Below are 18,353 nucleotides of genomic sequence, written 5' to 3' on the forward strand. Positions count from 1 at the left end.
GCGGCTGCCGCGGTGCAGGGATCATCAACTGATGATCTCATCCCGGCGCAATTCGGCAATGGTCGCGTCGGAAAGGCCCATTTCCTTCAGGACATCATCGGTATGTTGCCCAAGGGTGGGCGGGGGCAGCCCGGGAGCGCGCTCCTCCCCGACGAATGTCACGGGATGGCCGACGCAATTCAAGCGGCCAGCCGCGGGATGTTCGTACTGCATGATCAGCTTGTCCGCTTTTGTATGCGGATGATCCAGAAGCTGGGCAAGCGTATTGATCGGTGAACAGGGAATGCCGACTTCATTCAGCGCCTCATTCCAGTGCGCAACGGTGTTGGTGGCGATCACCGATTGCACATGCTGAAGCGTCTCGGCGCGATGCTTGACCCGTTCCGCATTGGTCCGGAATTTCGGGTCATCCACGATCGCGTTGAGGCCGGCGACGCCGCAGAACTTGCGCCACAGATTGTCGTTGGCCACCCCGATCATGATCGGTCCGTCCGAAGCCTCGAACGCCTGGTATGGGCACAGCGACTCATGGCTGGAGCCACATTTGGCCGGTTGCGTCCCCCGCTCCCAGAAGGTCTGGAGATTGTAGCCCAGAATCCCAAGCGCAGTATCGAACAGCGATACCTGGATCGCTGCGCCCTTGCCCGACTTCTCACGCGCAAACAGGCTGGCGAGGATGCCGCTGAAAGCATGCACGCCGGTCATCTGGTCGATCGGCGAGATAGGGCTCCGGATATAGCCGCCGCCCTCGTCGCCGGTCATCGACATGATGCCGCCGAAGGCCTGCAGGATCACATCGTACCCGGGCGAATTTTTTAGAGGTCCGGTCCGGCCGAATCCGGAGATGCTGCAATGGACCAGCCGGTCGTTGAGCGCGCAAAGGCTTGCTGCATCGATGCCCAGCCGCTCGGCAACTCCAGTGCCGAAGCTTTCAATGGCGACGTCGGAGGATCGAGCGAGCTCGTGCACGAGCTTCCGCCCCTTGTCCGACTTCATATTGATCGCAATGCTTCGCTTGTTGCGATTGGCACTCAGAAACACCGTGCCGAGGCCGGGCGCGGGAAAGGGCGGCCAGCCGCGCGTCTCATCTCCCTGCCCCACCGCTTCGACCTTGATGACTTCGGCGCCGAGATCGCCGAGATATTGCGCGCAGAGCGGACCTGCGAGCACCTTCGAAAGATCGAGAACCTTGATACCGTCAAGAGGTTTTGGCACGATTTCTCTCCTTGCCGAGGGCTCGACTAGTTCAGTCCTGCGGCGAACAATCCGCCGAGATAGGCGGGGAAGCCTGCCTGTGTGACCAGGACATAGTCGGCGGCCCGCCGCTCCGCTTCGTCAAGCTGTGTGCGCCAGCCCGCGGCTGCGGCTTCGGCGTCCACCAGCCGCGCGCGCAAGAGGTCCTTGCCCCAGGTCCTCGGCTCGTCGTCATGCCAATAGACGGCATCAGTGATGCGGCCGTCGAAGTCGGCCCGGCGCGGCTGCTCGACGCGAAAACCTGCACGCGCGAAGGCATCGGAGAGTTCCTTGCCGCGCTCGGATTGAGCACCAAGCACGTTCGAGATCGCGGCAACGGCTTCCGTGATCCGGGGATTCATGCCCTTCTTCTTCAGCCGTTCGTAATCGAGCCTTCCGAGAAACAATGTCCTGATCATGTTGCGAGGCTCCCGCCTCTGGATCAGCTTTGCGAAGATCTGCATCTCGGTCCGGATGGCGCTATCAAAGTCTTGCGGAAAGCCCTGCTCGACGCAGTCGAGAATGGCCGATGGGGCCGGATAGTGGCCGAGCGTCTCTGCCAACATTTTGCTCCGGCTTGCTCCGATATTTGCCGCGACGCGCGACCCGTCCGCCGCACACCAGTCCGGCCGATCCCACGGCTGCGTGGCTGCCGGCTGCGACAAGACCCAGCGCTCGGCGGCGGCCACCTCTTCGCTCGGCCCCACCAATTCATCCGCAAGTCCGGCCGCAATAGCCGCCTGCCCTCCGATGCGTGCGCCGTCGAGCAACACCGGCAGCGCAGCCTCAATCCCGATCAAGCGCGGCAGCCGCTGGGTTCCGCCTCCGCCTGGCAGCAAGCCGACCAGCGACTCCGGAAGACCGAAGGTCGCCTGCGGGTGATCGGCGATCACCCTGTGATGCGCGGCAAGAGCGAACTCGCAGCCGCCTCCCAGGGCAAGGCCAGCAACGGCCACGGCAATCGGCTTGCCGGCGGTCTCGAGCCGGCGCAAGCCGTGGCTCAGCCGGAAGAAATGATCAAAAGCGAGACGATCGCGTTCGGCGGATGGCGCTGCCATGATCATGTCATAGGCAGTCTCCAGCTCCGCGAGATCCGCGCCTGCGCAGAACGCCGTGGGCTTGCCGGAGCTGATGACGACGCCGATCACATCGCTTTGCTTGAGCCAGTCTGCGAATAGGCCAATTTCGTCGATCGCGGCGTTCGAGAACACGTTCATCGAGCGGCCGGGCATGTCGAAGATCAGGTGCAGGACGCCGCTCGTCGACATCTCGGTTCGAAATTGCTTCAGCTCCGGTCCAATCGGCATCCTTCCCTCCCCTGGTAACAGTTCATAGGTGTACGATCGCCCTTGCGCTGATCTGGTTTCCGGTTGTATACCCAATCGCAATACGGTACACTAGCAAACTAAATCAGACGGGACGCGTTTTTACAATGATCGAGCGCACGATCTTTCGCGAAGAACATGAGATTTTCCGGCAGACGGTACGTCGCTTCGTCGACCGCGAGATCGTGCCCTTCCACGCCCAATGGGAAGAGGACGGTATTGTTCCGCGGGACCTCTGGCTGAAGGCTGGCGCCGCCGGCCTCTTGTGCTGCACCGTGCCAGAAGAATATGGCGGCATGGGTCTCGACTATCTCTTCGACGTGGTCGTGTTCGAAGAACTCTGGCGCGCTGGCGCGAGCGGCCCCGGCTTTCTTATCCATACCGACCTCGTCGCGACCTATCTGCTGTCGTTCGGCAGCGAGGCGCAAAAGCGCAAATGGCTGCCCAAGATGGTCTCGGGCGAGGCCATCGGCTCGCTGGGCATGACGGAACCCCATGCCGGCAGCGATCTCAAGGCGATCCGGACCCGCGCTTCGCGTGACGGCGATGACTTCGTGATCAACGGCCAGAAGGTCTTCATTTCCAACGGTCAGCTTTGCGACTTCATCGTGCTGGCGACCAAGACCGACAGCCAGGCCGGCGCCAAGGGCGTGACGCTGTTCATCGTCGAGAGCAACCGGGACGGCTTCAAGCGCGGCCGGAATCTGGAGAAGCTCGGCATGAGGGCGCAAGATACGTCCGAGCTATTCTTCGACAATGTCCGCATTCCCGCCAGCAACATGCTGGGGGCGGAAGGCAGGGGTTTTGCGCAGATGATGACCAAACTGTCGCAGGAGCGTCTGGCGCAAGCCATTCGCTCGGCGACCGTCACCGAGACCGTGATCGACTGGACGCTGCAATATACCTCCGAACGCAGCGCGTTCGGCCAGAAGCTCGCCGATTTCCAGAACACCCAGTTCAAGCTCGCCGAGCTCAAGACCAAAGCGACTGTCGCCCGCGTCTTCACCGACAAGTGCATTGCCCTGTTCATGGAGGGCAAGCTCGATCCCGTCGATGCCGCCATGGCCAAGATGTTCACCTCGGAGCTGCACTGCGAGGCCGTCGATGAATGCCTCCAGTTGTTCGGCGGCTGGGGCTATATGTGGGAATACCCGATCGCCAGGGCCTATGCCGATGCGCGGGTGGTGAAGATCGCCGGAGGCTCGATCGAGATCATGAAGACGATCATCGCGCGGCAAATGTACTCGCAGCGAGGATACGACATTCAGAGAAACGGGTCGGCCTGATAGGCCTTCCCATCGCCTTCGAGGCATCGAAGGTCGCCGGCAAAAATATAAACGACAAGGGAGATCAGCGTTGAAGGGCCTATCGGGAAAAGTAGCCGTCGTGACCGGCGGCGGACAGGGCATCGGACGAGGATTGACACTGCGGCTGGCTGAAGAAGGCTGCAAGATCGCGATCTTCGACATCAACCCACAAGGCGGTGAGGAAACCGCGAAGCTCGTGCCGCAGGCCGTCATCAAGACCTACGCGGTCGACGTCGGCGACGCGGCTTCCGTCGACGCCGCGGTTGCCAAGGTCGAAGCCGAGCTCGGCCCAATCTGGCTCCTGGTCAACAATGCCGGCTGGGATCGGCCGATGCCGTTCCTGAAGACCGACAGGGAGCTCTGGGACAAGATCATCCGCATCAACCTCTATGGCCCGCTCAATACCCACAAGGCGATTGCGCCGTTGATGGCCGAGCGTGGCGGCGGCCGCATCGTCAACATCGCCTCCGATGCCGCACGCGTCGGCACCAGTGACGAGGCGGTCTACTCCGCCTGCAAGGGCGGGCTGATTTCCTTCACCAAGTCGCTGGCACGCGAGCTGGCGCGCAAAAATGTCCTGCTCAACGCCGTCTGCCCCGGTCCGACCAACACGCCGATGATGGCGGCGGTCCTTGGCGAAGGCGAGCACGCGGTGAAATGGAAGGATGCCATGGTCAGGGGCATCCCGCTCAAGCGGATGGGCGAACCCGACGATTACGGCGGGATCGTCGCGATGCTCGCTTCCGACGACGGCAAATTCATCACCGGGCAAACCATTTCCGTCTCCGGCGGAATGAACATGATCTAGATCGCGCCAGGAAACGCCAAGAAAACGCCAAGGAAACGCTATGACCGACCCCAAGCAATTCACCGACGTCATCTATGAAGTCCGCGACCGCGCCGCGTGGATCATCATCAACCGGCCCAAGGTCTATAACGCCTTCCGCGGCCAGACGCTCGAGGAGCTCATCCAGGCCTTCCACCTCGCCGCCAACGACCGAAAGGTCGCAAGCATCGTCCTGACCGGCGCCGGCGAAAAAGCCTTCTGCACCGGCGGTGATCAATCCGCGCATGAAGGCCAGTATGACGGCCGCGGCGTGGTGGGACTGCCGATCGACGAAATCCAGGGCTTGATCCGCGACGTGCCGAAACCCGTGATCGCCAGGGTCAACGGCTTTGCGATCGGTGGTGGCAACGTGCTCGCAACACTTTGCGATCTCACCATCGCTGCGGATCATGCCCAATTCGGCCAAGTCGGCCCCAAGGTCGGCTCGGTCGATGCCGGTTGGGGAACGGCCTTCCTGGCTCGTCACGTCGGCGACAAGAAGGCCCGCGAGATCTGGTTTCTCAACGAACGCTACACCGCCGAGCAGGCACGCGAGATGGGTTTGGTCAACAAGGTCGTGCCCATGGCGCAGCTCGACGCCGCCGTGAAGGACTGGACCGACAAGCTCGCGCAGCGCTCGCCGACCGCCATCGCGCTCGCCAAGCGATCCTTCAACGCCGATTCCGACAACATCCGCGGTATCAGCAATTTCGCGCTGCACGCCGTCAAGATGTTCTACGACACGGCGGAGTCGAAGGAAGGCGTCGCGGCCTTCAACGAGAAGCGCGACCCGGACTTCCATAAGTTCACATGACGGCCTATGCGCCGATAGCGATCGCAAGCTGAGGGAGCGGCCATGGCGCCCCACAAGGTCATCATCTCCTGCGCGGTCACGGGATCAATCCACACGCCCTCGATGTCACCGCATTTGCCGGTGACATCGGCCGAGATCGCCGAGTCCGCGCTCGGCGCTGCGGCGGCGGGGGCAGCGATCGTGCATCTGCACGCCCGCAATCCCACCGACGGCAGACCGGATCAATCGCCGGAAGCCTTTGAGCCGTTCCTGCGCGTCATCAAGCAGAGCTCCAACGTCGTCGTCAACCTGACGACCGGCGGCTCGCCCTACATGACGGTGGAAGAGCGCGTGCGCCCGGCGGCGACCTGGAAGCCGGAGGTCGCAAGCCTCAACATGGGCTCGATGAATTTCGGCCTGTTCCCCATGCTGAAACGCTACAAGTCGTTCAAGCATGACTGGGAGCCGCAGATGCTGGAAGGCTCCCACGACCTCGTCTTTCGCAACTCGTTCAAGGATATCCGCTACGCGCTGGAAACGCTGAACAGCTCCGGCGCCCGATACGAGTTCGAGTGCTACGACACCAGCCATCTCTATAACCTGCATTATTTCTGGACCGAGGGCCTGGTGAAGGCGCCGCTGTTTATCCAGACCTGTTTTGGATTGCTCGGCGGCATCGGCTCCCATCCGGACGATGTCATGCACATGAAGCGGACCGCCGATCGACTGTTCGGCGACAATTACCGCTGGTCGGTGCTCGGCGCCGGCCGCGCCCAGATGCAGGTCGCGGCCATGGCGGCGGCGATGGGCGGCAACGTCCGTGTCGGCCTGGAAGACAGTTTGTGGATCGGCTCTGGCCGCCTCGCCGAAACCAATGCGGCGCAAGTGACGCAGGTCCGCAAGATCATCGAAGGCCTCGGGCTCGCGATCGCGAGCCCGGACGATGCACGCGAGATCCTCCAGCTCAAGGGCGGCGACAAGGTCGCCTTCTAGGGCTCAACCGACGGCTCGACAGACATGTTGCCACATCGCCCGGTCTACGACGAAGAACACGCACTCCTGCGCGAAAGCGTCCGCCGCTTCGCCGCGGCGAAGATCGCGCCGCACTTCCAGGAATGGGAGAAGGCCGGAATCATTGATCGCGCGCTGTGGCCGGCGGCGGGCGATGCCGGCCTGCTCTGCCCGCAAGTGCCCGAACAGCATGGTGGCATCGGCGGCGACTTCCGCCACAATGCCGTCGTCATCGAGGAGCTCGCTTATTCCGGCTTTGCGGGGCCAGCGACCGACTTCTCGGTCCATAACGACGTCTGCTGCGGCTATCTCCTGAGTTACGGGACCGAGGAGCAGAAGACAAAGTGGCTGCCGCGCATCGTCTCGGGCGAGATCGTCTGCGCGATCGCGATGACCGAGCCCGGCACCGGCAGCGACCTGCAAGGCATTCGCACACGCGCGGTTCGGGACGGCGAGGACTACGTCATCTCCGGCCAGAAGACCTTCATCTCGAACGGCCAGATGTGCGACCTCGTCATCGCGGTCACCCGCACCAACCCAGACGGCGGTTCACGCGGCATGAGCCTGATCCTGGTCGAGACCGACCGCCCCGGTTTCCGGCACGGCCGCAACCTCGACAAGCTCGGCCATCTCTCCTCCGACACCTCGGAGCTGTTCTTCGACCAGGTCCGCGTTCCCGTGAGTAATCTGCTGGGGTCCGAAGGTGGCGCGATGGGCGCGCTGATGAGCGAGTTGCCGCAGGAGCGCCTGACGATCGCGCTTCACTCGATCGCGTCGGCACAAAAGGCGTTCGACATCACCAAGGCCTATGTGCTCGAGCGCAAGGCGTTTGGACAGGCGATCGGAACCTATCAGAACACGCGCTTCAAGTTGGCCGATCTCAAGTCGGACCTCCAGGTCGGCTGGGCCTATGTCGACCAGTGCCTGAGCCAGCACATTCGTGGTGAGTTGAGCACCTATGCCGCATCGACGGCAAAGCTCTGGGTCACCGAGATGCATGGACGTCTCGTCGACCAGTGCCTGCAATTCTTCGGCGGCTACGGCTTCATGCGCGAATACGAGATCTGCCGGTTGTTTGCGGATGCGCGCGTCCTGCGCATCTATGGCGGCACGTCGGAGATCATGCGAGAGTTGATCTCGCGCAACCTCTGACGCACGCCATAGCGTGGCTCAATAGCTCTTCGGTAAATCGAGCACCTTCTCGGCGATGAAGCTCAGGATGAGTTGCTCCGTGATCGGCGCGAGCCGGGTGATCGAGACTTCGCGGAACAGCCGCTCGACGTGATATTCCTTGGCATAGCCGAAGCCGCCATGGGTCATGATGGCCTGCCAGGCCGCATCGTGGCCGGCGCGCGCGCCGAGCAATTTGGCGCTGTTGGCTTCGGCGCCGCACGGCTTGTCCGAATCGTAGAGCCAGGCGGCACGCATCGCCATCAACCACGCCGACTCCAGATACATCCAGTTCTCGGCGAGGGGATGCTGGATCGACTGATTTTGGCCGATCGGACGGTCGAACACCACGCGCTCCCTGGCGTAGCGCGTTGCCCGGCGCAGGGCGTCCTGACCAATGCCGATGGCCTCGGCCGCGATCAGGATACGTTCGGGATTGAGGCTGTGCAGGATGTAGGAAAAGCCCTTGCCTTCCTCGCCGATCCGGTCGGCCTCCGGAATGAATAGACCATCGATGAAGATGGCGTTGGAATCGACCGCCTTGCGTCCCATCTTCGGGATTCGGCGCACCTCGATCTTCGAACGGTCGAGATCGGTGTAGAAAATGGTGATGCCGTCGGTCGGCCGCTTGCAATCCTCGAATTTGGTGGTTCGGGTCAGAAGCATGATCTTGTTGGCGATCTGCGCCGTTGACGTCCAGACCTTCTGGCCGTGCACGAGATAGCCGCCCGGCACCTTCTCGGCGAAGGTCTTGATGCGCGTGGTGTTCAACCCAGCGTCCGGCTCGGTGAAGCCGAAGCAGCACTGGTCGTCGCCTGCGACCAGCCGCGGCACCCAGCGCCGCTTCTGGTCGTCCGTTCCCTTCACCACGATCGGGTGCGGTCCGAACAGATTGATATGCACGGCGGATGCCGACGTCATGCCGCCGCCATGGCTCGCCACCTCGTGCATCATGATCGCGGCCTCGGTGACGCCGAGCCCGGAGCCGCCATATTCTTCCGGCATGGTGATGCCGAGCCAGCCCGCATCCGCCATCGCGCGGTGGAACGCACGCGGAAATTCGCCGTCGTCATCGCGTGCCAGCCAGTATTCGTCGTCGAAACGCGAGACCACGGCGCGCACGCCCTCGCGGATCGCGGCGTGATCGTCCGGCACGTCGAGCTGATTTGCGAACGATCTATCCATTTGAGCCGCCCTCTCCGACCGACGCCAAGGTTCTTCGTGCCGCGACCAGATGCGGAATGTCGTACATTTTCCCGTCGATCCCGACCGTTCCGACATCGGGTGCTGCGGCGAACGCCGCGACGACACGACGCGCCTGTGCAAGATCGGCCTCCGACGGCGTGAAGCAGGCGTTGATGGTCGCGACCTGATCGGGGTGGATCGCAATCCGGCCGACAAAGCCGTCGCGGCGGGCGATCTTGCAGCTTTCAGCCAGCCCCTGCTGATCCCTGAAGTCGACGTACAGGGTTTCGAGCGCCGCCGCATCGGCAGCACCAGCGGCAAACAGGCACTGCGCGCGGGCCACTTGGTAGGGAAAGGTCCAACTGCCGTCAGCTTCGCGCGGCGTCAGCGCGCCGAGCGCTGCGCTCAGATCCTCGCCGCCCCAGGTCATCGCCGCTAGCCGCTTGTTCTTGCGGGCATAGCCATTGAAGCCGATCATCGCAGCCGGCGTCTCGGTCGCGACGACCAGGAGCTTGATGTGACCAGGCGCCACACCCGTCGCGACTTCCAGCACATCGACGTAGTGCGATACGAGGTCGACATCCTCGATGCCGTTGACCTTCGGGATCAGGATGCCATCGAGCCCTGGACGAACAACCGCCGCCAGATCCTCCAACGTCAGCCCGGTGCCGAATGGATTGATGCGAACGAGGAATGACCAGTCCCGGGGCCCGCCGCCCAGTAACTCCTTGACGGCGCCGCGGGCAAATGCCTTTCGGCCGGGGGCCACGGAGTCCTCGAGATCGAGGATCAGCGCGTCGGCGCCTATCCCATTGGCCTTGGCGAATTTGCGTTCGCTGTCAGCCGGTACGAAGAGGAGTGAGCGTAATTTCATGCCGGCCTCCGCATCATCAGTCCGCTCCTGCGGCAGTAGACCACCTCTTCATCGCGCTGATTGAAGCCGCGATGCTCGAACGTGACAATGCCCTGCGTCGGTCGCGATTTGCTTTCTCTGACAGCGACAACCTTGGTCTCGGCGCGCAGCGTGTCGCCGGCAAACACAGGACGCGGGAATTTTGTGTCCTCCATGCCGAGATTGCCGACGGTGGTTCCCAGCGTCGTGTCCTGCACCGACAGGCCGATGATGAGGCCGAGCGTGAAGATCGAATTCATCAGGGGCTTTCCGAACTCGGTGCCCTTGGCATATTCATGGTCGATGTGCACCGCCGCAGGATTATAGGTCAGCGACGAAAACAGGATGTTGTCCATGTCGGTCACGGTGCGCCGGATCTCATGGACAAAGGTTTGCCCGACCGAAAACTGCTCGAAGTAGAGCCCCGCCATTTGCTTGCCTCTTGATGTCTCGCCGGGGTCCGGCAGCCTCTTGCCGGGACCTCCTTGTCTCCCGTCCGATTTCTACCGTATAGTCATATCGTACACAAGCGTACGACTTATGAGGATCGCTCATGACCCTTCGTGAAAATCGGCAGGTGCGGCTCGTGGCGAGGCCGCGTGGGATACCGCAACCCGAGCACTTTTCGCTGGTCACGGAACCGGTCGCCCCACTCGGCGATGGCCAGTTCCTGATTGCAAATCGTTATCTGTCGGTCGATCCGGCGCAACGCGGATGGGCCAATGACGAAGGGAACTACAGCGCACCCGTGCCGCTCGACACGCCGATGCGTGCGCTCGCGGTCGGCGAGATCCTCGAGAGCAACGTGCCGGGATATCGACCCGGTGAGCACGTCTACGGATGGTTTGGCTGGCAGCGCTATTGCGTCACGACGCCGGACTCGGTGCAGCGCCGCGTCGTTCCGTCCAGCCTGCCGCTCAGCGCCAATCTGAGCGTGCTCGGCATGAACGGCATCACCGCCTATCTCGCCCTTCATGGTCTGGGCGAACCCAAGCCCGGCGAGCATGTGCTGGTCTCGACGGCAGCCGGCAGCGTCGGAAGCTTTGTCGGCCAGCTCGCACACATCGCCGGCTGCCGCGCGGTCGGGTTGACCAGTTCGGACGACAAGGCCGCGCAAGCAAAAGCGCGCTACGGCTATCAGGACATGATCAACTACCGCGAGGCGACTGATCTCGGCGCGGCCATCCGCGCGGCGTGTCCCGACGGCAACGACATCTTCTTCGACAACACCGGCGGAGCGATCGCCGACGCCGCGATCCGCACCATGCGGCTGCGCGGGCGCGTGATCCAGTGCGGCACCGCCGCGAATGCGTCCTGGACCCCCGTCCCCACCGGTCCGCGTCCCGAGCGCGAAATTCTCACCCGCCGCCTGCGCTGGTCCGGCTTCATCATCTTCGATCATCTCGCCGAGTTCGAAGCGGCCGCGGCTCGCCTTGCCGAACTGGCGCTGGCCGGCAAGATCGTCCACGACGAAGAGATCCTGCCGGGTCTCGAACACGCGCCCGGCGCCATCGCGCAACTTTACCGTGGCGAGAACCATGGCAAGCTGATCATCGCGGTCGACTGAGCCGAAGCGAGCTACGCGCTGGCCTTGTGCTTCATCACCTCCGGCAGCTTCGCGCGATGGAAGCCTTCGAACGGCGCGCTGCGGCTGTGCGGCTCGAGCTTCCAGGTCGTGCGCGCGTTGGGCGTGCCGCCGTCGACGCGAAGACAGGACCCGGTGATATAGGCCGCCGCCGGCGACAGCAGGTAGGTGATAGCGGCCGATATCTCCGCTTCCGTTCCAAACCGCTGCAGCGGCACGCGCTCGGTGAAATCATGCAGCTTCTTCTGCATCTCCGGCGTGTAGGTATCGAAGCCGCTCGACACGATGCCGCCGGGCGCGACCGCGTTGACGCGGACACCCGAGGCCGACCATTCGCAGGCGGCCGTCTCGGTCAGGGTCAGCATGCCACCGCGGGCGGCGGCCGAATGGCCGAACTCGGGCCAGCCGTGCCAGATATCGGCGATGATGTTGACGATCGCCCCGCCATTGGCCTCCATCCAGCGGTTATAGACCTCGCGCATGAAGATGAAGCCGCCGGTCAGATTGTTGCGCACGACCGCCTCGAATCCCTTGGTCGAGATCGCCTTCAAGGGCGCCCGAAACTGCCCGCCCGCATTGTTGATCAGGCCATCGATGCGGCCATAGCGCGCCAGCACGGCGTCGACGGCGCCGACCACCATGGTCTCGTCGCGGATGTCACAGGCGTGGCTCATCGCCTGCCCGCCATCCTCCTCGATCTCGCGCTGCACCTCGACGAGCTTCTCCACGGTCCGGCCGAGGATCGCCACGTTCGCCCCGAGGGCGGCGAGTTCATGGGCGGTGCAGCGCCCGATCCCGCTGCCGCCACCGGTGACGATGATCGTCTGCCCCTTGAACAGATCCGGCCTGAACACGGATTGATATGGCATTCTGCGGCTCCCTGAAGATTATTGGCGACAGCCGTTGCAGCCTCGATCGGTCGGCGGCCTCGACGAGCATTGCGCTCGACGAATCGTACACTATATTACGATATGCCATCAAGAACAATGAACGATGGGAGCGCGAACGTGACGCAACCGAACACCATCACGATCGAGAGCCGCGACGCGATCGATATCCTGACATTGAACCGCCCGGCCCAGCTCAACGCCGTCTCCCCGGACATGATCGCGGAACTGACCGCCTACTTCGCCGACCTGCACGATCGGCCGACCACGCGCGTTGTGATCCTGCGCGGCAACGGGCCTCAATTTTCCGCGGGTGCCGAACTCGGATCGGATGCGTTTGCTGCACCCGGCAAGGGGCGGCCACAGCGGCAACTCAAGATGCAGCAAAGCTACTCCGGCGTGATCCGGCTGATGCGGTCGTGTCCCCAGCCGATCGTCGGGCTCGTGCATGGCGCAGCCTGCGGCGCGGGCTTTTCCTTCCTGCTCGCCTGCGACGTCCGCTTCGCAGCACCGGACGCGCGGATGAATGCCGCCTATATCCGCATCGGCGTCGGCGGCTGCGACATGGGCTCGGGCTATCTCCTACCCCGGCTCGTTGGATTGTCCGTGGCCTCGGAGTTTCTGCTCACGGGGCGCTTCATCAAGGCTGAACGCGCCAAAGCGATCGGACTGGTCAGCGACATCACGCCGGCTGATGAGCTTCTGGCGAAGGGAATTGCGTTCGCCGAAGACATGCTAGGCGTCTCCCCCATGGGGCTTCGCATGACGAAGCAGGCGCTCAACACGCTGATCGATGCGCCGAGCCTCGATGCGGCACTGATGATCGAAGACCGGCAGCAGGTCATCCTGCTTGAGACCCATGATCACGCGGAGGCCGTCGCCGCGTTTCGCGAGCGACGGGATCCGACCTATTTCGACCAATGACTATTTGGCGTCGGCAAACGCGGCGGCGAACTCGCGCAATTTGAACTTCTGGATCTTACCGCTCGCCGTGCGCGGCAACTCGGCTACGATTTCGACCCGCTCGGGCCAGAACTGCTTGGCCATCCTGGCCTCGCCCAGATAGCTCTGCACCGCCGCCAGGTCGATCGTGCTTCCCGCGCGCGGAACGATGAAGGCACAGCCGCGCTCGCAGAGCCTGGCATCAGGAAAGCCGACGACAGCGACCGCGGACACGGCCGGATGCTTGTAGAGCAGGTTCTCGATCTCGACGACGGGCACGTTCTCCCCGCCCCGGACCAGAATGTCCTTCACGCGGCCGGAGATACGGATGTAGCCGTCCTTGTCCATGTAGGCGAGATCGCCGGAATCGAACCAGCCGTCGCCGTCGAACGTCGGCAACTCGGGCCGCTTGTAGTACCCCTTGAACATCTGGGCGCCGCGGACCAGGAGTCGCCCCGACTCTCCTGTCGGTACCGGCTGTCCCTCGGTATCGACGATCCTGACTTCCATCCCGTCCTGCGCCCGGCCATCCGTGTGTGCTGATTTCTCCGCAGCGCGGGCGGGCTCGGTGAGCGTGCCGGATAGAACTTCAGTCATGCCCCACAACGAGCAGACTTTGAGGCGGAGTTCGTCGGCCGCGCGCCCGATCAGGACGGACGGGATCGGTGCGCCGCCGCACAGGAAGGAACGCAGGCTACTCGGATCGGGGGCTCCGGCCTTGACGGCATCGCAGATGTCGCTGAGGAATGGCGTTGAAGCTGCCGTATAGGTAACGCCTTCGCGGGCCATCAGGTTGACGCCGCGCTTGGCTTCCCAGACATCCTGAAGGATCATCGTGCCGCCGAGATAGACCGAGAGCAGCACGATCGCGGCGTAGCCCGTCATGTGACCGACCGGAGAGGCGACCAGCAGCACGTCGCTCGAATCGAGTCCGAACCGCCCCGACAGTGCTTTGCAGCAGGCAACCAGCGAATTCGAGGTGTGCATGACGCCCTTGGGCTCACCCGTCGTACCTGAGGTGAACATCAGCACGGCCATCTCGTCAGGACGCAGGCCCGCCGGAAGCTTGTCGGGCTCGGACGACAGCAGCATCCGCTCAAAGCCGATCTCGTCTTCGCCGTCGGCGACGATGACATGCCTGAGATGGGGCAGATCGGCGCGCATGCCTTGCGCCATCGCGGCATAGTCGAACCCCCGATAGCTCTTCGGCACGATGAAGACCTTCGCCTCGCAGAAATTCAGGATGTAGAGCAGCTCGCGCTCCCGCAGGATCGGCATCACTGGGTTCATCACTGCGCCGATCTTGCCGCAAGCGAATGCCGTGACCACGAATTCCCACCAATTGGGCAGTTGCACGGTGACGACGTCGCCGCGCCCAACACCGAGCCGCAGCAGCGAGCTCGCGGCGCGATCCGCGAGCCTTGCCAGCTCCGCGTAAGTGAACCTCGGCGCGTGCTCGCGATCCGCCCGGTCCGCGACGATGGCGACCTTTTCGGGCGCTCTTGCCGCGGCCTCGGTCAGCAACTGATCGACACTTTTGTCGAGCCAATAGCCGGCTTCACGAAAGCTGGCGTGAGGCGCGTCTCGTAAGGCGGCGGCCACGGTCATGTCTCCCTCCTGCGGTGTCGTCATTTCCGACTTCGCGCCGGATTAATTTCGTTTCTCGGTGTACCTTATTGGCGCGTAAGATCTGCTGCCAATGGTCAGATTGTCGCTCCGGCGCCACCGCGAGCGTCACGTCCCGGTAAACACCGGCTTGCGCTTCTCGACGAAAGCCCTGACGCCTTCTCGCGCATCCGCCGTTCTCGAAATCGCGGCGAGCGTCTGCGCCTCCTCCTCGAGCTGGCTTTCGAACGATCGATCGTTGGTCTGGGCGAACAGCCGCTTGATCGCACCAAACGCCTCAGTCGGACCGGCAGCGAGTTCCTTGGCGATCCGCGCCGCCTCGGACGATACTGCATCATCCGGAACGACGAAGTCGACGAGGCCGAGCGACAGCGCCGTCGCGGCATCGAACGTCTCACCGAGCAGGAAAAATCGTCTTGCGCGCGCGACGCCGATCCGGCGTGTGAGCGTCGTGGTCGACCCGCTGTCCGGACTGAAGCCGATTTTGGAGAACGCCGCCGAGATCCTCGCCGATTCCGCCATCACCACGAGGTCGGCGGCCGCGATCAGCGACACGCTGCCGCCCGCGACATTGCCGTGAACGGCCGCGACGACCGGCGCGCGCATGCGAACCATCCTTGCGATGGCCACATGAATGTCGGCGGTCCAGGCCTTGATCGTCCCCGGCAACGCATCTCCCTGCTTCACCAGCGACATCAGGTCGCCGCCGACGCTGAACAGCCGGCCGCGCGCGGAGAGCAGCACCGCCCGCACATCGGCACGCTCGCTCAATTCCGCGATAGCCAGGCCAAACTCGCGACAGAAAACACCGTCGATTGGATTGCCGCGGGCGGGCTGATCCAGAATGATATGGGCGAGACCATCGTCGATGGTGCATTCGAAACTCTTGGTCGATATCGCCAGTCCCATCGGCATTCCTCCCTTCACGACAAAGCGCTTGCAGATCTTTCCGCCCACCGAGGCCTAGATCGACCGTGCCTGCTTTTCCTTTTGCACCGAAGCCTGGATGGTCTCGCGGGCGCGCTGCCAGTCGGCGGGCGACAGTTTTGACAGCCCGGCAAAGGTGCTGGGCGCGGCCAGATGATGACCGCCATCGATGCTGATCGTATCGCCGGTGATGTAGCTGCAGCCATCCGACATCAGGAAGATCAGGAGATTGCGCAGCTCGTCCATCTTGCCGAAGCGACGTAGCGGTACCTCGCTGGCCTGCGTTGCACCGACGCCGGTCTCCGCCAGCGGGTTTAGCTTGTCCCAAGCCCCTTCGGTCGGGAACGGTCCGGGTGCGATCGCGTTGACGCGAATGTTCTTCGGCCCCCACTCGACTGCGAGCGACATCGTCATGGCATGGACCGCCGCCTTCGCCATCGCCGCCGGCACGACAAAAGCCGATCCGGTCCACACCCAGGTGACGAGGTTGCTGATGATCACGCCCGGTAGGCCGGCCGCGATCCACCGTTTGCCGCAAGCGAGCGAAGTGTAGAACGAGCCGTCCATCACGGTCGAGCGCACCGCCTCATAGCCGCGCGGCGACAGCGTCTCGGTCGGCGCCAGGAAATTGGCGCCGGCGTTGTTGACGAGGCCCGTGAGCGGGCCATCCGCCCAGATGCTGGTCATCATCGCTTCGATGCTGTCGGGCTCGCGCACATTGGCGAGCAGCGCGGTCGCCTGCCCTCCCGTTCCCGTTCGCGTACCAATCTCCTGGGCGGCCTGGTCGAGGATGTCCTTGCGCCGTCCGCAGATGTAGACGTGGGCACCATGAGCGGCGAAGCCGATCGCCATCTCCTTGCCGAGGCCGGTTCCTCCACCCGTAATCAGGATGCGCTTTCCCTTGAGCACGGCGGCGTCGAACATGGGCGGCTCCCTTCCTGCGATCGATTTTCATTGCGGTCGGCGCGTCTCCGCTGGACCGAACAAGCACCGCGCCCGGCCGATTTAATACACTAGCGTACTTCTTTTGTAAATCGGTTGACGCCCACGGCGCTGGAAAGCCGTTTCCACGCACATTTCATGGCCTTCCCTTTAAAATACGCTGGTGTATGGTATCAGTTGCACCTCCGGCCCGACTCGGCCCTCAAGGGAAACATCGATGGTTGAACTGCCCGATTGGGATCTGCGTCTTGGATATCTCATCCACGACGTGTCGCGGCTCAGGAGGATGATGTTCGACCGCGCGCTGGCGCCGCTCGGGATCACCCGCTCGCAATGGTGGGTACTGGCGTTCATTTCCCGCAAGGACGGCCTTCCCCAGGTGCAGCTCGCCAACGAGCTCGATGTCGGCAAGGTCGCCGTCGGCGCCCTGATCGACCGCCTGGAGTCGTCCGGCTTTGTCATACGCCAGGCCGATCCTGTCGATCGGCGGGTCAAGCGCGTCTATGTGACCAAGCAGGCGCGCGGCTTCCTCGAGAAGCTCCGTAAGGAAACTGACAAATTCAACGCCAGGATCGTCAACGGGATCGACCGGAAGCAACTCGAAGCGGCCTCCGACGCGCTGCTCGCCATGAAGCACAACCTCCTCGCCATGTCGGGCGGCACGGAGACAGACGGCGAAGCGGACGTGGAGGAGGATGCGCAGCCATCCAAGACCCGGAAAAAGCGGCGGGCGGCGGCCTGAGGCCTGCCACCCGCCTGAGGTGCTCCGGGAGGAGTTCGTGGACGTCTCATGAGACGATGTCGCGCCCCCATATGTCGGCGTTGGGGCGAGCTTTCCGCATCAATTCCATGACCTGAGGGCCGAGTTCGTTGGGATCTTCGACCGGGTTGATTCCCGGGCCGGCATGCCAACCTTCGGCAACCTTGAGAATCCCGTCGCCGGCCTCAAATACACGGCCGGTCACATCCTGTGACTCCTCGCTGGCGAGCCAGACCACGATCGGGGCGACCCAACGCGGGTTGCGTCGCTTGAGCTCCTCCTCGGTGCGCTCTCTCAGTCCCTCAGTCATCCGCGTCTGCGCCCGCGGCGCGATCGCGTTGACCGTGATGCCATACTGCCGAAGCTCCGTGGCGCTGATGATGGTGAACGCAGCGATGCCCGCCTTGGCGGCTCCGTAGTTGCTCTGGCCGACATTGCCGAACAACCCGGAAGCCGACGAGGTGTTGATCAGGCGGGCGCTGACCGGCGCACCGCGCGTCTTGGCCTCCTGCCGCCAATATTGTGCGGCATGGTGCGACGGCGCGAAGGTGCCCTTGAGATGTACCTTGATCACCGCGTCCCACTCAGCCTCGGTCATGTTGACCATCATGCGGTCACGCAGGATGCCGGCGTTGTTGATGAGGACGTCGAGCCGGCCAAATGTGTTGATCGCATCGTCGATCAGCGCCTTGGCGCCGGCCCAGTCGCTGACGTCATTGCCGTTCACGATGGCTTCGCCGCCATCGCGCTTGATGTCATCGACGACCTGCTGCGCCGGTGAAAGATCGGCGCCCTCCCCCGCGGCTGTGCTGCCGAGATCGTTGACGACCACCTTGGCGCCCTGCTCCGCCAGCATCAACGCGTATTCGCGCCCGAGCCCGCGGCCGCCTCCCGTGACGATCGCGACCCGTCCGGCACATAGTCGTCCCATTTCTCGTCTCC

At 63.4% G+C, this 18,353-nt stretch carries 18 protein-coding genes; 8 read left to right on the top strand and 10 right to left on the bottom strand.

Going from position 1 to position 18,353, the window contains the following annotated elements; all coding sequences use genetic code 11:
• Nucleotides 1-24: 24 nt before the first annotated feature.
• Complete coding sequence (locus ABIA90_RS19460; RefSeq protein ID WP_354122464.1) at nucleotides 25-1,215, bottom strand: CaiB/BaiF CoA transferase family protein; 1,191 nt, start codon at nucleotides 1,213-1,215, stop codon at nucleotides 25-27.
• 26 nt (nucleotides 1,216-1,241) lie between these two features.
• Nucleotides 1,242-2,540, bottom strand: coding sequence for an enoyl-CoA hydratase-related protein (locus ABIA90_RS19465; protein WP_354117750.1), 1,299 nt, complete (start codon nucleotides 2,538-2,540; stop codon nucleotides 1,242-1,244).
• 125 nt (nucleotides 2,541-2,665) lie between these two features.
• Here ABIA90_RS19465 and ABIA90_RS19470 point away from each other — a divergent pair, with 125 nt between their 5' ends.
• The 5 genes from ABIA90_RS19470 (at nucleotide 2,666) to ABIA90_RS19490 (ending at nucleotide 7,647) form a co-directional block, all read left to right on the top strand.
• Nucleotides 2,666-3,844, top strand: coding sequence for an acyl-CoA dehydrogenase family protein (locus ABIA90_RS19470; protein ID WP_354117749.1), 1,179 nt, complete (start codon nucleotides 2,666-2,668; stop codon nucleotides 3,842-3,844).
• Nucleotides 3,845-3,914: 70 nt separating this feature from the next.
• The gene (locus ABIA90_RS19475; RefSeq protein WP_354117748.1) at nucleotides 3,915-4,673 is read left to right on the top strand and encodes an SDR family oxidoreductase; all 759 of its coding nucleotides are present in this window, start codon (nucleotides 3,915-3,917) and stop codon (nucleotides 4,671-4,673) included.
• Between the two features lie 40 nt (nucleotides 4,674-4,713).
• The gene (locus tag ABIA90_RS19480) at nucleotides 4,714-5,505 is read left to right on the top strand and encodes an enoyl-CoA hydratase-related protein (protein ID WP_354117747.1); all 792 of its coding nucleotides are present in this window, start codon (nucleotides 4,714-4,716) and stop codon (nucleotides 5,503-5,505) included.
• A 42-nt stretch (nucleotides 5,506-5,547) separates the two neighbouring features.
• Nucleotides 5,548-6,477 (top strand): 3,5-dioxohexanoate:acetyl-CoA acetone transferase, encoded by a 930-nt coding sequence (kce, locus tag ABIA90_RS19485; protein WP_354117746.1) that lies wholly within the window; start codon nucleotides 5,548-5,550, stop codon nucleotides 6,475-6,477.
• 24 nt (nucleotides 6,478-6,501) lie between these two features.
• Nucleotides 6,502-7,647: an acyl-CoA dehydrogenase family protein gene (locus tag ABIA90_RS19490; protein WP_354117745.1), complete on the top strand. Its 1,146-nt coding sequence runs from the start codon at nucleotides 6,502-6,504 to the stop codon at nucleotides 7,645-7,647.
• A gap of 18 nt (nucleotides 7,648-7,665) precedes the next feature.
• Here ABIA90_RS19490 and ABIA90_RS19495 read toward each other — a convergent pair whose 3' ends face one another.
• The 3 genes from ABIA90_RS19495 to ABIA90_RS19505 are packed head-to-tail and all read right to left on the bottom strand — an operon-like array spanning nucleotide 7,666 to nucleotide 10,173.
• Nucleotides 7,666-8,850, bottom strand: coding sequence for an acyl-CoA dehydrogenase family protein (locus ABIA90_RS19495; protein ID WP_354117744.1), 1,185 nt, complete (start codon nucleotides 8,848-8,850; stop codon nucleotides 7,666-7,668).
• Entirely contained in the window at nucleotides 8,843-9,724 is an 882-nt protein-coding gene (locus ABIA90_RS19500; RefSeq protein WP_354117743.1) for an HpcH/HpaI aldolase/citrate lyase family protein, read from the bottom strand. Before ABIA90_RS19500 ends, ABIA90_RS19495 begins: the two co-directional genes overlap by 8 nt.
• Complete coding sequence (locus ABIA90_RS19505) at nucleotides 9,721-10,173, bottom strand: MaoC family dehydratase (protein ID WP_354117742.1); 453 nt, start codon at nucleotides 10,171-10,173, stop codon at nucleotides 9,721-9,723. The genes ABIA90_RS19500 and ABIA90_RS19505 overlap by 4 nt, the downstream gene beginning before the upstream one ends.
• Nucleotides 10,174-10,295: 122 nt before the next feature.
• Between ABIA90_RS19505 and ABIA90_RS19510 the strand changes: the two genes are divergently transcribed.
• Nucleotides 10,296-11,309: an NADP-dependent oxidoreductase gene (locus ABIA90_RS19510; protein WP_354117741.1), complete on the top strand. Its 1,014-nt coding sequence runs from the start codon at nucleotides 10,296-10,298 to the stop codon at nucleotides 11,307-11,309.
• Between the two features lie 11 nt (nucleotides 11,310-11,320).
• On the opposite strand, the gene ABIA90_RS19515 is transcribed toward ABIA90_RS19510, so the two are convergent.
• Nucleotides 11,321-12,196: an SDR family oxidoreductase gene (locus ABIA90_RS19515; RefSeq protein WP_334523025.1), complete on the bottom strand. Its 876-nt coding sequence runs from the start codon at nucleotides 12,194-12,196 to the stop codon at nucleotides 11,321-11,323.
• A gap of 138 nt (nucleotides 12,197-12,334) precedes the next feature.
• On the opposite strand from ABIA90_RS19515, the gene ABIA90_RS19520 reads away from it, so the two are divergent.
• Nucleotides 12,335-13,138: an enoyl-CoA hydratase/isomerase family protein gene (locus ABIA90_RS19520; RefSeq protein ID WP_354117740.1), complete on the top strand. Its 804-nt coding sequence runs from the start codon at nucleotides 12,335-12,337 to the stop codon at nucleotides 13,136-13,138.
• On the opposite strand, the gene ABIA90_RS19525 is transcribed toward ABIA90_RS19520, so the two are convergent.
• From ABIA90_RS19525 to ABIA90_RS19535, 3 genes are all read right to left on the bottom strand, one after another.
• A complete protein-coding gene (locus ABIA90_RS19525; RefSeq protein ID WP_354122465.1) occupies nucleotides 13,139-14,764 on the bottom strand; it encodes an AMP-binding protein in 1,626 nt (541 codons plus the stop codon).
• 126 nt (nucleotides 14,765-14,890) lie between these two features.
• Nucleotides 14,891-15,691: an enoyl-CoA hydratase/isomerase family protein gene (locus ABIA90_RS19530; RefSeq protein WP_354122466.1), complete on the bottom strand. Its 801-nt coding sequence runs from the start codon at nucleotides 15,689-15,691 to the stop codon at nucleotides 14,891-14,893.
• A gap of 54 nt (nucleotides 15,692-15,745) precedes the next feature.
• Complete coding sequence (locus tag ABIA90_RS19535) at nucleotides 15,746-16,633, bottom strand: SDR family oxidoreductase (RefSeq protein WP_354117737.1); 888 nt, start codon at nucleotides 16,631-16,633, stop codon at nucleotides 15,746-15,748.
• 235 nt (nucleotides 16,634-16,868) lie between these two features.
• On the opposite strand from ABIA90_RS19535, the gene ABIA90_RS19540 reads away from it, so the two are divergent.
• Entirely contained in the window at nucleotides 16,869-17,393 is a 525-nt protein-coding gene (locus tag ABIA90_RS19540; protein WP_247389993.1) for a MarR family winged helix-turn-helix transcriptional regulator, read from the top strand.
• Nucleotides 17,394-17,439: 46 nt separating this feature from the next.
• Here the strand turns inward: ABIA90_RS19540 and ABIA90_RS19545 are convergent, their stop codons facing one another.
• Nucleotides 17,440-18,342, bottom strand: coding sequence for an SDR family oxidoreductase (locus tag ABIA90_RS19545; RefSeq protein WP_354117735.1), 903 nt, complete (start codon nucleotides 18,340-18,342; stop codon nucleotides 17,440-17,442).
• Between the last annotated feature and the right edge of the window lie 11 nt (nucleotides 18,343-18,353).

The organism is Bradyrhizobium sp. LA6.8 (assembly GCF_040547935.1).
Classification (GTDB): domain Bacteria; phylum Pseudomonadota; class Alphaproteobacteria; order Rhizobiales; family Xanthobacteraceae; genus Bradyrhizobium; species Bradyrhizobium barranii.

Coding starts and splice junctions, on each gene's coding strand:
- ABIA90_RS19525 (WP_354122465.1), bottom strand. CDS start 14,764: ATGACCGTGGCCGCCGCCTTACGAGACGCGCCTCACGCCAGCTTTCGT.
- ABIA90_RS19465 (WP_354117750.1), bottom strand. CDS start 2,540: ATGCCGATTGGACCGGAGCTGAAGCAATTTCGAACCGAGATGTCGACG.
- ABIA90_RS19470 (WP_354117749.1), top strand. CDS start 2,666: ATGATCGAGCGCACGATCTTTCGCGAAGAACATGAGATTTTCCGGCAG.
- ABIA90_RS19545 (WP_354117735.1), bottom strand. CDS start 18,342: ATGGGACGACTATGTGCCGGACGGGTCGCGATCGTCACGGGAGGCGGC.
- ABIA90_RS19500 (WP_354117743.1), bottom strand. CDS start 9,724: ATGAAATTACGCTCACTCCTCTTCGTACCGGCTGACAGCGAACGCAAA.
- ABIA90_RS19480 (WP_354117747.1), top strand. CDS start 4,714: ATGACCGACCCCAAGCAATTCACCGACGTCATCTATGAAGTCCGCGAC.
- ABIA90_RS19510 (WP_354117741.1), top strand. CDS start 10,296: ATGACCCTTCGTGAAAATCGGCAGGTGCGGCTCGTGGCGAGGCCGCGT.
- ABIA90_RS19530 (WP_354122466.1), bottom strand. CDS start 15,691: ATGGGACTGGCGATATCGACCAAGAGTTTCGAATGCACCATCGACGAT.
- ABIA90_RS19495 (WP_354117744.1), bottom strand. CDS start 8,850: ATGGATAGATCGTTCGCAAATCAGCTCGACGTGCCGGACGATCACGCC.
- ABIA90_RS19515 (WP_334523025.1), bottom strand. CDS start 12,196: ATGCCATATCAATCCGTGTTCAGGCCGGATCTGTTCAAGGGGCAGACG.
- ABIA90_RS19505 (WP_354117742.1), bottom strand. CDS start 10,173: ATGGCGGGGCTCTACTTCGAGCAGTTTTCGGTCGGGCAAACCTTTGTC.
- kce (WP_354117746.1), top strand. CDS start 5,548: ATGGCGCCCCACAAGGTCATCATCTCCTGCGCGGTCACGGGATCAATC.
- ABIA90_RS19540 (WP_247389993.1), top strand. CDS start 16,869: ATGGTTGAACTGCCCGATTGGGATCTGCGTCTTGGATATCTCATCCAC.
- ABIA90_RS19490 (WP_354117745.1), top strand. CDS start 6,502: ATGTTGCCACATCGCCCGGTCTACGACGAAGAACACGCACTCCTGCGC.
- ABIA90_RS19535 (WP_354117737.1), bottom strand. CDS start 16,633: ATGTTCGACGCCGCCGTGCTCAAGGGAAAGCGCATCCTGATTACGGGT.